The organism is Levilactobacillus sp. FUA 3915, from assembly GCF_044053135.1.
Classification (GTDB): Bacteria; Bacillota; Bacilli; order Lactobacillales; family Lactobacillaceae; genus Levilactobacillus; species Levilactobacillus lanxiensis.
On the sequence record NZ_CP168704.1, the window covers coordinates 502,485 to 515,184 of the forward strand.

Consider the following 12,700-nt stretch of genomic DNA (forward strand, 5'->3'; position numbering starts at 1 on the left):
GGCCCCGAACCAACGAGACTGGTCGGGCCACAATCAAGAGCCGGAGGCAGCTGGGTACGCAGTCTTCTGTGTCGATGGTGTTAGTCCGGGCGAACTTTCCCGGGCTTACAGCATGGGACGCGTTTGAAGACGGGTGTCCTCCCCGGCTTCAAACCGAGCTGGAGGACCGCTCCTCAGGCCGCAAGCGTGCCCCACAGAAGGCGGAGTACCCAGAGGCCGCAGGCGTCAAAGTTTCCACAACCCCATCCTCAAACCAAACCAGTCTAAAAAAGAAAAGCGGCCCAGCAAACCCAAGAATGAGCTTGCGGACCACTTTGCTGGTGCTAATGGTGAAAAATCAGCCGCGTGCCGGGCATCGCCAGCACCTCATGAATCGCCAAGGAAGCCCCACCCAGTAAGGTGGCATACTTCACATCCTTGGACATCACCAGTGGCGGGACCAATGGCATAAAGCTCAATTTCATCTGAATGTTTTTTAAAATTTCTGGCAATTGTTCAACCAACGGTGAGTTGAAGAAAATCATCTGCGGATCGTAGGCGACAATCAAATCGCTGGTTACGATGGCCAGGTGGTAGCACAACTCTTCAATCAGCCCGGAAATCTCCGGATCATCTTGATTGGCCGCTGTGACCAGCTCCGCCAGGGTAAACTGATCAACGCCCTTGATCTGGGCCGCCTTCTTGAGCAGGGCCGTTTCCGACCACTCCTCATCAAAACTTGGTAGCTGGGCTAAGCGCTGGCGTTTCCGCCCCGTGTCCTGAATCATGATGTGCCCGACCTCACCGGCTCGGCCGTAATTTCCGCGGTAGAGCTGCTTGTTGACCAGGATGCCGGCACCGATACCCTCATGAATACTGATGGCAACGATGCTTTGCAATTCCTGCTTACTGAAGTCTTGTTCGAAAATGGCGGCCAGATTGGCCTCGTTTTCCAAAATGATGGGCACGTGGTAGCGGCGCTTAAAGTAGCCGACCAGGTCGAAATCAGCGAAGTCCACGAAGGGCGACGTCACGATTTCATTTTCATAAACGACCCCGAAGATGGCGATGGAGATGGCTTGGAGGCCGTTCTCCGCCTTAAAACTCGGCAATTGACCGATCATATCGACCATCTTGGCGACAATTTCCTTCACGGCAAGATGACTAATGGGACTTTCGTTGTATTCCAGGGCCCGCCCATCCAGCTGGGTCACCAGCATTTCCAGCTTTTCACCGGAGATACTGAAGTTGATGATGTAGCCGTAAGTGGCGTTAAAGGCCACCAGTTCGGCGCGCCGGCCACTCCCCTGATTGGAGGTGGCTTCACCCTGACTCAGAACTAATTTGCGGTCGTTAAACGTGCCCACGATGTCTGACACCGAAACCTTGTTTAGCCCCAACAATTTAGAAATTTCTGACCGCGAAATCGGTCCGTGATTCACGATGGTCTGCAGGACAGACCGTTCGTTGTGATCACGCATCACGTCCTTGTTAATAATCATGCCGTTCACTCACTTTATCTAGTTATTCGCCGTCCTCTGCATTTTCACGGGCGTGCTTTTCTGCTAACTCACTTTGCATTTGTTTTTCAATGCCGTCAACGTGGTAGAACATCAAAGCAATTCCGGAAAGTGCGAAGCCCAACAGGGGAACCCAAATGTAGTTCAATTCGATTCCGTGTAAGGCCGCAGCCGATTGCGTATGGTTGGCAACGTAGCCACTCCCGGTCAGAATCCAACCGGTGATGACCCCACCAATCCCCATACCTAATTTAGCACTAAAACTAGAGAAAGAGGTAACAATTCCTTCGGCGCGGACGCCGTTCTTCCATTCCCCGTAGTCCACAGCATCGGCTAACATCACGGCAATCAGACCGGAAACGTACCCAGTTCCCAAGTAACCGACGATGGTCGCGAAGATAATCATTGGGACACTCAGATGCGTGGCACCCAGGCTCAAAAGTAACTGACCGACCACGGCAAGAATCATCCCACCGAGCATCGTGTTCCGCTTACCGATCAGCTTGGACGTCCATGGCGTTAAGACCACGGCGACCAGCGCAACCATTTGTAAACTCAGGACAAATGAAGCCAATTTGGCATCGTGCATGTTGTACTTAAAGAAGTAAACCGTCACTTGTGACCGCGTCTGCATCCCCATCCAGTAGATGAAGTTAATGAAGATGATGATGGCCCAAGGCCAGTTGCGCTTCAAGGCTTTCAGAGATTCCTTAATTGGAATGGATTGCCGAGAACTCTTGGTTTGGACCCGTTCCGTCGTGTTCTTGAAGACGAACCCAAAGATGATGACCACAATGATGCCGACAATCAAAGCCCAGATGAACCAGCCGCGAGCACTCGTGGTTGAGCCGTGGCCGAAGAAGGCAACCATGGTCAACGTGATCCCGGTAATAATGGTGGCACCGGCCGTTCCCATGAATTGACGAATCGTGGATAGCGTGACCCGTTCTTGGGGATTGCTGGTTAATGATGGCAAAATCGAAGTAATGGGAATGTTAACGGCTGAGTACAGCACGTCGACCCCAATGTAAGTCACGTAGGCCCAGACCAATTTGCCGGTCAGACTCATATTTGGCGTGGTGAAGACTAACACACAGAAGACCGCAAACGGAATCGAGAACCATAACCAGTACGGTCGGCTCTTCCCCCACTTGGTATGCGTGTGGTCGATCATGATTCCCCAGAATGGCCCATCAAAGGCATCCACGATCCGGGCAACCAGGAACAACGTCCCCACGGCAGCGGCACTGATACCAAACGTATCCGTGTAGAAAATCATTAAGTACGTCCCGACCATTTGGAAGGACAGGTTGCAGGCAAAGTCACTAAAGCTATAGGCAATTCGTTCGTTCCACGGCACCATGTTCTTCTCGGCAACCGCGACTTTAGGAGCATTTTCACTCATAAGTACACACCTCATTATTTGGTTGAATCAATTGTCTTGCGTTTGAACCGTCGACGTTCAAGGAAATTCAATTTTCAAATCACAGTTTACTGTAACCGCTTTCAGCTGTCAACGACAAATTTAGGGGTTGAACGACTTTGCGGGTGCTTGTCATGGGACAAAGCCTGGCGGGGTCTAGTTCAGTGGCCAATTTTTAAATTTTACGGCTAATTGGTCTAGGGCTATTATCGCGGAATATTAGTACACGATAACTGTTTACTTGTAATTGGTAGTGCAACCGGTTGTCGTTTCAGCAGCCATTTTTTCTTACCTCTATAGGCGTCCCACCGCTCCCAGACTAACCAAATTCTTCTCATGAAAGCGTTGACATTTAAATCAAATCCACGTACACTGTTGGTGTCGATTAAGAAATTCAATTTTCTAAAAAATCTAAGAGGTGTTTATCCATGAAGTTTACGAATGGCTATTGGTTAGACCGGCCACAATATCAGATTGACTCACCACGAGAAGTTTTCGATTACAAGCAGACGGACCGGCAGTTAACGCTGTACGCCCCCTTCAAATTCATCAACGAACGTGGCGATGAACTGAACTTGGGGATGAGTACGATTGACCTGACCTCCCCGATTGAAGGCGTGATCGGCGTGAAGCTGACCCACTTCGATCAGGATACGCAGGGGCCTTCCTACCACATTACCGATCAGAATCCGGACGTGGCCATCACTACGGGTGACGACGAGCTGACCTTTACCACGGGTGGGCTGACCGCCCGCATCCCCTTTAAGCAAGCCTTCCAATTAGACTTCTTACATGGCGATCACCTATTGACCCAGTCGTTGGACAAGGCCCAAGGCGTGATTCACGACAAGGACACCAACGTCGACTACATGCGTGAACAGCTGAACGTTGGCGTGGACGACAAGGTTTATGGCCTGGGCGAACGCTTCGGTAACTTCATCAAGAACGGCCAAGAAGTCCGCATCGATAACCAAGATGGTGGGACGGCCTCAGAACAATCTTACAAGAACATCCCCTTCTACTTAACGGATGCCGGCTACGGAGTCTTCGTGGACCAACCACAACCCGTCGACTTTGAAATCACTTCCGAAAACGTTGACCGCGTTCAATTTAGTACCGAGGGCCAATCCCTGCAGTACTACGTGATCTACGGCCCAACGCCGCAAGAGATTCTTCACCGCTACACGGAACTGACTGGTAAGACCCAGTTGCCACCAGCCTGGTCATTTGGCCTCTGGCTGACGACCTCCTTCACCACTGATTACAGTGAAGAAACTGTCATGAAGTTCATCGACGGCATGAAGGACCACGAGATTCCACTGGACGTCTTCCACTTTGACTGCTTCTGGCAAAAGGGCTTTGAATGGTCCAACATGGAATGGGACCGCGACGAGTTCCCCGACCCTGAAGGCTTGATCAAGAAGATTCATGACCGTGGCATCAAGGTCTGTGTCTGGATCAACCCGTACATCGCCCAAAAGGGGAAGATGTTCGAAGAGGGTAAGAAGAACGGTTACTTCGTGAAACGCGAAAATGGTAATATCTGGCAATGGGACCTCTGGCAAGCCGGCAACGCCTTCGTCGACTTCACCAACCCCGCCGCCGTTAAATGGTACCAAGGCAAGCTCCAAGCACTGATCGATATGGGCGTGGACTGCTTCAAGACCGACTTCGGTGAACGGATTCCAGTGGACGATGCGGTCTTCTTCGACGGTTCCGATCCCAAGCGCGAACACAACTACTACACCCTGCAATACAACCAGGCCGTTTACGACACGATTGTCGCTGCCAAGGGTGAAGATGAAGCGGTCGTCTTTGCCCGTTCCGCCACGGTTGGTTCACAAAAGTTCCCCGTTCACTGGGGTGGCGATGCCCTGTCGACCTTCAAGAACATGGCCGACACCTTACATGGTGGGCTGTCCTTCCTGAGTTCCGGTTTCGCCTTCTGGAGCCACGATATCGGTGGGTTCGAAGACGGTCCCGACACGCCAACCGCCGACCTGTACAAGCGGTGGACCCAATTTGGCCTGCTGTCTTCTCACAGTCGTTACCACGGTAGCAACGTTTACCGGGTGCCTTGGAACTTCGATGATGAAGCCGTTGAAAACACGCGGAAGTTCGTTAACCTGAAATTATCCCTGATGCCTTACCTGTACACCCAAGCCGCTCACAACACGGCTTACGGCAATCCGCTGATGCGGCCAATGTGGTTCGACTTTACCGAAGACCTCACCGCCCACACCCTGGATAACCAGTACATGCTGGGGAGCCAAATCCTGGTTGCCCCCGTCTTCAACCATGAAGGCCACGTCAACCTCTACCTGCCAGCCGGCAAGTGGACCAGCATCATTGACGACAGTGAAGTTTACGACGTCGCCGATGGCAAATGGTTCAGCAAGGACTACAGTGAGTTAGCCCTCCCTGTTCTGGCCCGCGACAACACGATTCTGTTGCGGAATCCTCAGGCCGTTCACGCCGACTATGACTTCACCAAGGATCTCGACATCCACCTCTACGACATGCACGAAGGCACCACGACCGTTGCTGTTGTGGATCAAAAAGGCCAGGATGCGGGTCAGGTCACCGTTGACCGTCATGGCAACGAATTGGCTGTAACCACGACCGGCTTGACTGGTTCAGCTACGGTACTCGTTCACGAAAATGGTCACGTGACCCAATCTGCCTTAACCGGCAACTCGGTCACTGTGACGCTCTAACTTAAATTTCAACCGAAAATCCCCGCACTACCAGGACCCGAGAGTCGTTAGTGGTACGGGGATTTTTTAGTTGCGCGGGGGTCCTTTACTGACCGTTGCCCCCACTGGCCATTCGCTGGTCTTCGGCGGCATAATAGGCATCGTTAACAACCGCTTTAGTCGATACACGCAAAGAAAGGGACGTGATTACAATGCGTCTATTACATCAATACCATCATAGTCTGGTTCTCATCAGTCTCCTCGCTGGTGTGTTTCTTCTGAGCAAGCTGATGATTCTCCAGTTCGCCCTGCCAAATACGTTTACAACGACCGTCGTTATGATTTTTGATTTTGTCCTGCTTGTCGGTGTTTACCTGGTCGACCGCCTGCGCCGCCAAATTTCTTTGACGAAACGCGACCGACTCCTGTACGGTGCCATCCTGGTTTGGATTGTTTTGGCTAGCGTGACTTTCTAACGCCTCATTTAAAAAAGAGGTATCCGGGAAACTCCCAGACACCTCTTTTGCCATTTTACAAAATAATCTCGCCAACGCGGGCCTGCAGTTCCGGTACTACCGACGCCTCGAACCACGGGTGCTGATGCATCCAGCCGTAATTCAACGGTGACGGATGGACCAGTGGGAAGAACTCTGGCAAATAGTCCGCGTAGTGCTCGACCGTTGCCGTTAGCGTCTTTTCGTGCTTGGGGAGGTAATACTTTTGGGCGTACTGCCCAATCAACAGGGTCAGCTTGACGTTGGGCATCAACGCCAGGAGCGGTGCGTGCCACTTGTCCGCGAAACCCTTGCGTGGCGGCAGGTCACCCCCGTGCGCGTGCTTGCCCGGATAGTAAAAGTCCAGGGGCAACACGCCCAATTTACCGGAATTGTAAAATTGGTCCTTGGTGACCCCCATCCAATCACGTAAGCGGTCCCCACTGGCATCATCCCAGAAGGTCATGGACGCCTGGCCCTGTCGGCTAGGCGCCTGACTGATCAAGAGAATCTCCGCCTGCGGCTCAACGTGGTAGAGGGGTAAAATCCCCTGCTGGGTAAAGTGTTGGTTGGCCGGATCATCCTGAATAGCTTGAAAAATCTCCTCTGCATCGATGGCTCTTCGCTCCTAACGATTTAATCTTTCTGTTGGTTCAATATTTCGCTGTTGCAAATACGAAATGTACTTATCGAAATCGGGAAAAAGATTCTTTTCCAAATAAAAATACTCACGTAACTTATGACTGATATCTCGACTCAGCAAATAACTCAATCTATCTTTAATCAATTCTGGACTTTTCTCACGAATTTCCGTAATCATCTTAATATTTTCAGCTAGTTGATTTTGCATTCCAACAGTTGAAGCCTCAGCTGTCTTCTCAGATTCCTTTAAAAATCCTACCAAACCTGTGAACTCTGTCTGCTGCTTCTGTAACGCATCACTTATGGCACTCATGTCGTAATCTAGTCTAATCTTTAGTCGCGGTATCTTTTGAATATTGGTTACTCGAATGTCATTCAAGTAATCATAATCAAAAAAGGCTCCCTTCTGAGCTTTAATGCGTTTATTACGGTCATTTTTGACGACGGCAACGAAAATATTAGACTCAGCATGCTTCTCTTCATCAATACAATACATGTCAAACGAACTGTAATGCCAGTGCTTAGCTGTCTCAAATCCCAAAACCATAAACTGCAAGGCAATAAATGGATTCTGCGTAATATCCAACAGACTTGTTCGCATACCGTAATGCTGGAGCATCGCTAATTGTTCAGCACGCACCTCTGCCTGATCTTCGTCGTAAGGAATATAACTCAAGCTATCAGGGTACTCCTTAGCAATGTCATTATAAATTCTGTCATATGAACTAATGAAGGACTTTTTAGTATTTCCCCGAAATAAGCTGGGAATCAACGGCCAATCATCAAATTGGCCTCTGAAATAATTAAAATATCCTTCACTCCTATCCCGAACCAACTTTTGAATTAGTTCCTTGTACAAGTAAAAGATATGCCAATTATCAATTTTTCCATGCACTAGGTCCCGATTGATCATCTCAACAGTTTGAGCAACTTGGTCAAATGCAACATCTGAATCAGTATTCGGGTAATAAACTAGTTTCTCAATATGATAATGGTCAAAATCACCATATTGCGCTAAATTAGTTAACGCAATTTGACTGTCGCCTGTTTCTCGTAAATCCGGTTTCACAACAATTTTAATTTCAGCCTCAGTGAAGAGCGGAATATCCTTTAATCGCGTCTGAACCTCATCATATATTTCTCTAGTCATCCATCTTTACAAACATGCTGACGTTCTGAAGACGATAAGTCATTGTCTCCTCAGATACCGCCAATTCTTGAGAAATAATTTTAGTCACTTCAGCAATTTGCTGTTTTGTTAACCCAGCATCGTCTAACCCCAACTGGGTAATTGCTTCCTTCACTAATTTCACCAATAACCTTCTTGGCATTAATAAAGTCGCTGCGAAGTTATTCGCCGCCATCTCATTGCTCTTCTCTAAGACACTTTCATAAGAGCCGAGAGCAGTTGAACGTAGTGAAATCCCATGATGACCTAAAACATCATGACCAATTTCATGGGCGATTGTAAACCGCTTGCGTGTGGCAGGATGATTTTGATTAATCCTAATTGTCTGATTAGTTTCGTCAAATTCCCCAGAATGGTTATCTGGTAAGTGAACATAATTGAGTTTAATACCCAGTAATTCCGCAATTTTTTTTAAATCAATGTACGGAGAAGAGGGAAGCAATAATAATTGACCAAAGCCATCAGCATTTTCACCAAACTGATTGATAAAATCAGATGAATATATTTCTTTAAGTTTCATGACCAGCTTCGACTCCTTAGCATTCAATATAGCACACGCAAGTTACCAGGCCTAAACAAAATATCCCGTACTAAACGACCATCAATTCACTTAAAAAAGAAACAACTAATCCCTAAAGCAACTAAGGTAACGGCCGCACCAAATACACTTCACGACAGAACCCTTTCATGCCGTTAAAGACCCGTTGGGCGCGGGACTGCTTGCTGCACAGGCCAAAGACCGTGGGCCCCGTGCCACTCATTTGCGCGGCATCGGCGCCGAACTTCATCATCTGTTGCTTCAACTGCGTGATTTCGGGGTAACGGTGCGCTGTGAGCGGTTCCAATGCATTGCCCATAACGGCACACATCCCATCAATGTCCTGGTCCCGGACGGCTCGCAGTAGCGCTTCAATGTCTGGGTGTTCCAGGTTGTCGTAGCGAATCTGCTGCAGAATCGTCGGCGTGGAAACACTCACCTTGGGCTTGGCCAAAACGACCCAGGCTGCCGGTAACTTCGACAGCGGTGTGATGCGCTCGCCCCGCCCGCGAACGTGGGCCGTCCGTCCGTAAACGCAGTACGGCACGTCCGAGTCAATCTGGAGGCCCAGCTCGGCCAGTTCCTGCCAGCTCAGGCCCAACGACCAGGCCTGATTCAGTCCCCGTAGGACCGCGGCGGCATCCGATGATCCACCACCTAAACCGGCCGCTACTGGAATATTTTTCTTGATGCGGATATTGACCCCCTCATCAATGTGGTAGTTTGTTTGCAGCAAATGAGCGGCCTGAAAGGCTAGGTTCCGCTGATCATTTGGCAAAAAGCCGCTGTCCGAGGCGACCCGGATGCGTTTGTGTTTGGTTAACGTTTGAATTTCGACATAGTCGGCCAAGTCCACGGACGTCATGACCATGTTCCACTCCTCCGCCCCATCCTGATGGTGGTACGGGGTGTCGAGCCCGAGGTTTATCTTAGCTGGCGCCTTTTCAATCAGTTGCATGTGCTCACCTGAATTCTACTAGGTAGGTTGCCTACCGTTCTCGTAATTCTAATTAAGCCTATTATACTATGGTTTTAGCCAAAATAAAAAGAGTGTGTCAAAAGCCAAGTAGTTAGCGGGATTAAGCGCCACTACCGGCCTTGACACACCCTTTTCGGTCAGATCAGTCTGAAAAATTTAGACAAAATAAAAAGGCCTAATTGGCCCAATTATTGTTCATCAAAGTCAACTTCGATGTTTTTAGTTAAAATATCGGTATAGCTGTATGAAACCCGTTCGAACGAATTTTCGTTTTGGTCTAAATCCACCACGAAAACGGCTGGATAGGTTTCCCGAAGAATTCCATGCCGCTCTGTCGTTTTCTTACGACCGGCCTGGGCAATCACCATCAACTTTTCGCCGATACGATCGTCCAGTTTGTTCTTAATGTTCGCTAAACTTGTTGGCATGCACTTCACCTCTGTGAAACAATTATAGCACCGTTTCACAGAAATTGCAAATTATACCACAACAGCCGTCAAACCGCAAGAATCCACAGTTGGTAAGGGTTACATAAGCCCTTCATTGTGGAAAGCGTTCGTCAATTCAATGAAATTCACTAGCGTTAAGCGTTCTGGCCGTAGCTGACGCGAAATTCCGGTTTGATTTAAGACAACTTCAATTCGTTCGCGCACTTCCGGTTGCTTGCCGAAGATACCTTGCAAATTGTTCCACAAAGATTTCCGCCGGTGCGCGAAGCATCCCTTAACAAAACTAAACAGGGCTTTGTCTTCGTACGGATTAACTGGTAACGACTCCCGCGGCGTTAAGCGAATGATGGCGGAGTCAACGTTCGGTTGCGGAATGAAGGCCGTGCGCGGCACGCTGAAGGCAACCTCGACGTGGGCCCGGTACTGCATGACCACGGACAAGGACCCGTAAGCCTTCGTCCCTGGTTCTGCCACCAGACGGTCGGCCACTTCGGCCTGCATCATGACCACGATGGCATCGAAATCAACCGTGCTTTGGAGCACCCCCATCAGGATGGGCGTCGTGATGTAGTACGGCAGGTTGGCAACCAGCTTCAGGGGATGACCCGGTTCAAATTCAGACGCCACGACCTCGGGCAGGTTGGCCTTCAGGATATCCTGGTTGATGACCTTGACGTTGTCGTAATCCATCAGTGTTTCGTCCAGGACTGGTAACAGGTTTTCGTCGATTTCAAAGGCCACGACTTTGTGAGCCCGCTTGGCGATCTGTTCCGTCAAGGCACCGATCCCGGGACCAATTTCAATGACGTTGTCTTGCTCAGTCACATCCCCAGCGGCCACAATGTTCCGCAAGATGTTGAGGTCGGACAGGAAGTTCTGCCCCAGACTCTTCTTCGCAACCAGATGATACCGGTTCAGAATCGCCTTTGTCCGTGCTGGTGAACCAATTTCGGGTACTTCATTCATCATTATTTATCCTCCTTTGCGCGCACCTGCTTGAGGGCGGCCGCAAAATCAGCCGGCTGAATCCCAAACATCCGCAGTCGTTTCTCAAGCTGCTTCCCGTTCACGTAGCCAATTTGTAAAAGATCGCCCAGCTGCTCCCGGCGTTCCTTGGCGCCCGCGCCACCAATCAGGCCAGCGGCCATCAAGTCTTCGTGAGTGATCAGAGTTGGCGCAGCGGTCGTTTCCGTATAAACGTGGTCCAGAGCCGCCCGAATGGCTTCGGGACTGGCGTGCTCCACCCCTAACGAGCCACCGGCCTTGTCCGGACGCCCTTCCTTCTTGGGTAAGAAAGCATGCTTAGCATTGGGTACCGCCTCGGCCACAATCTTGCGAATCTTTTCCCCAGAAAAGTCTGGGTCGGTGAAAATAATAATGCCGCGTTGATCCGCTAATTTCTGAATCAAGGCTAACGTGTCCTCATCAATCGCGGAGCCGCGGGTCTCAATGGTATCGGCGTTGACGGCGCGGTTGATTTGTTTGGTATCATCTTTGCCCTCAACGACGAGGACCTCTTTAATCTTTTTCATTAATTTTGTAAAACTCCTCTGCGTTCTTAAACGTGGCGGCCGCAATTTCTTCCGGCGTGGTCTCGCGTTCCTTAGCAATGGCTTCCACCGTGTAGCGGGTGAAACCAGGCTCGTTCTGCTCGCCACGGTGAGGCTCCGGCGTCAGGTAAGGCGCGTCGGTCTCGACCATCATGACGTCCAGTGGCGTCGCGCGAACAGCGTCGTGGACCTCGTGGGCATTCTTGAAACTAGCAACGCCAGAATACGAGATGTGCATGCCCAAGTCAAGGAACTTCTTCAGCCATTCGGGGTCACCGTTAAAACTGTGCATGACGCCCCCAATTTCACTGATGTCGGCATCCTTGATGATTTGGTAGGTGTCTTCAAAAGCATCCCGGTTGTGCACGGCAATCGGCTTGCCCACTTCCTTGGCAATCGCAATCTGCCGAGCAAAGACCTTCCGCTGCACATCACGTGGCGACGTGTCCCAGTGATAGTCCAAGCCAATTTCACCCAGCGCGACGACCCGGTCATCGGCAAGCTGTTCTTCCAGCAACTTCTCAGCCGCGGCATCGTAGTTCTTGGAATCTTCAGGGTGCCAACCAACGGCGGCGTATAGCTGCGGATACTGATGGGCCAACTTGATGGCATCGGCGTTCAACTGCGTATTCGACCCGATATTGGTCATCTTGACCACACCCAAATCGGCGGCCCGCTTCAAGAAGCCAGGCACATCGTCGAGGAACTCTTCGCTGTTCAAATGTGTATGCGAATCAAAGATTTTCATCGTCATTCTCCTTTACTCTAATTTGATTGATTAAACGAACAAAACGCAGCCGGCGTCTCATCGATCCGCCGCCCACGTTTTGGTTATGGTTTTATTTTGTTCGTGTGACTTATTGTATGCCCTAGCTACTGGTGCCATACCGCTAACAAACTATCTGTAACATGCTGACAATACCATGTACCATTGTCAACACTGCATCAGCAGGCTGAGCCACAGTAAAGAATTAATCCATAACATCTAACGCCCACAAGTTATATGTGGTGTGCTGACCACACCATCTACCATTGCCAACATCTACGTCAGTGTGCTACGGGTCAACACCAGGTCAGCCGCAGGGCTGGTGAAAATGGGCCACGCGGTCAATGTTAGTGACCAGAGGCGGGCCAAAGTGACCAGCTGTGTCGATGGCCTTAGCTGAGTGATCTGCTCAGCTTAGCCCATCGGACCCGCTTCTCAGACTGAGCCACAGTAAAGAATTAATCCATAACATCTA

12 protein-coding genes are annotated in these 12,700 nt (G+C 50.1%); 2 read left to right on the forward strand and 10 right to left on the reverse strand.

Going from position 1 to position 12,700, the window contains the following annotated elements:
• Nucleotides 1-323 precede the first annotated feature (323 nt).
• Both ACEPST_RS02710 and ACEPST_RS02715 read right to left on the reverse strand, forming a co-directional pair.
• Complete coding sequence (locus ACEPST_RS02710) at nt 324-1,481, reverse strand: ROK family transcriptional regulator (protein ID WP_204121550.1); 1,158 nt, start codon at nt 1,479-1,481, stop codon at nt 324-326.
• Between the two features lie 22 nt (nt 1,482-1,503).
• Complete coding sequence (locus ACEPST_RS02715; RefSeq protein WP_203639446.1) at nt 1,504-2,904, reverse strand: MFS transporter; 1,401 nt, start codon at nt 2,902-2,904, stop codon at nt 1,504-1,506.
• A 446-nt stretch (nt 2,905-3,350) separates the two neighbouring features.
• On the opposite strand from ACEPST_RS02715, the gene yicI reads away from it, so the two are divergent.
• Together yicI and ACEPST_RS02725 are read left to right on the forward strand one after the other, a co-directional pair.
• A complete protein-coding gene (yicI, locus tag ACEPST_RS02720; RefSeq protein ID WP_395390488.1) occupies nt 3,351-5,639 on the forward strand; it encodes an alpha-xylosidase in 2,289 nt (762 codons plus the stop codon).
• A gap of 191 nt (nt 5,640-5,830) precedes the next feature.
• Complete coding sequence (locus tag ACEPST_RS02725) at nt 5,831-6,094, forward strand: hypothetical protein (protein ID WP_204121552.1); 264 nt, start codon at nt 5,831-5,833, stop codon at nt 6,092-6,094.
• A gap of 55 nt (nt 6,095-6,149) precedes the next feature.
• Here the strand turns inward: ACEPST_RS02725 and ACEPST_RS02730 are convergent, their stop codons facing one another.
• The 8 genes from ACEPST_RS02730 to ACEPST_RS02765 form a co-directional block, all read right to left on the reverse strand.
• Entirely contained in the window at nt 6,150-6,728 is a 579-nt protein-coding gene (locus ACEPST_RS02730) for a uracil-DNA glycosylase family protein (RefSeq protein WP_204121577.1), read from the reverse strand.
• A gap of 12 nt (nt 6,729-6,740) precedes the next feature.
• Nucleotides 6,741-7,904 carry an FRG domain-containing protein gene (locus ACEPST_RS02735; RefSeq protein ID WP_204121553.1) on the reverse strand — a complete coding sequence of 388 codons (1,164 nt, stop codon included), beginning with the start codon at nt 7,902-7,904 and terminating at the stop codon, nt 6,741-6,743.
• Nucleotides 7,897-8,463, reverse strand: coding sequence for an ImmA/IrrE family metallo-endopeptidase (locus ACEPST_RS02740; protein ID WP_204121554.1), 567 nt, complete (start codon nt 8,461-8,463; stop codon nt 7,897-7,899). Before ACEPST_RS02740 ends, ACEPST_RS02735 begins: the two co-directional genes overlap by 8 nt.
• Before the next feature lie 121 nt (nt 8,464-8,584).
• Nucleotides 8,585-9,439 (reverse strand): 4-(cytidine 5'-diphospho)-2-C-methyl-D-erythritol kinase, encoded by an 855-nt coding sequence (gene ispE / locus ACEPST_RS02745; RefSeq protein WP_125765456.1) that lies wholly within the window; start codon nt 9,437-9,439, stop codon nt 8,585-8,587.
• A gap of 209 nt (nt 9,440-9,648) precedes the next feature.
• A complete protein-coding gene (locus ACEPST_RS02750) occupies nt 9,649-9,888 on the reverse strand; it encodes a Veg family protein (protein WP_125765455.1) in 240 nt (79 codons plus the stop codon).
• A 99-nt stretch (nt 9,889-9,987) separates the two neighbouring features.
• On the reverse strand, nt 9,988-10,878 hold the full coding sequence (rsmA, locus tag ACEPST_RS02755) for a 16S rRNA (adenine(1518)-N(6)/adenine(1519)-N(6))-dimethyltransferase RsmA (protein WP_204121555.1): 891 nt from the start codon (nt 10,876-10,878) through the stop codon (nt 9,988-9,990).
• The gene (rnmV, locus tag ACEPST_RS02760; protein WP_204121556.1) at nt 10,878-11,441 is read right to left on the reverse strand and encodes a ribonuclease M5; all 564 of its coding nucleotides are present in this window, start codon (nt 11,439-11,441) and stop codon (nt 10,878-10,880) included. The genes rsmA and rnmV overlap by 1 nt, the downstream gene beginning before the upstream one ends.
• The gene (locus tag ACEPST_RS02765) at nt 11,428-12,207 is read right to left on the reverse strand and encodes a TatD family hydrolase (protein WP_203646722.1); all 780 of its coding nucleotides are present in this window, start codon (nt 12,205-12,207) and stop codon (nt 11,428-11,430) included. The genes rnmV and ACEPST_RS02765 overlap by 14 nt, the downstream gene beginning before the upstream one ends.
• Between the last annotated feature and the right edge of the window lie 493 nt (nt 12,208-12,700).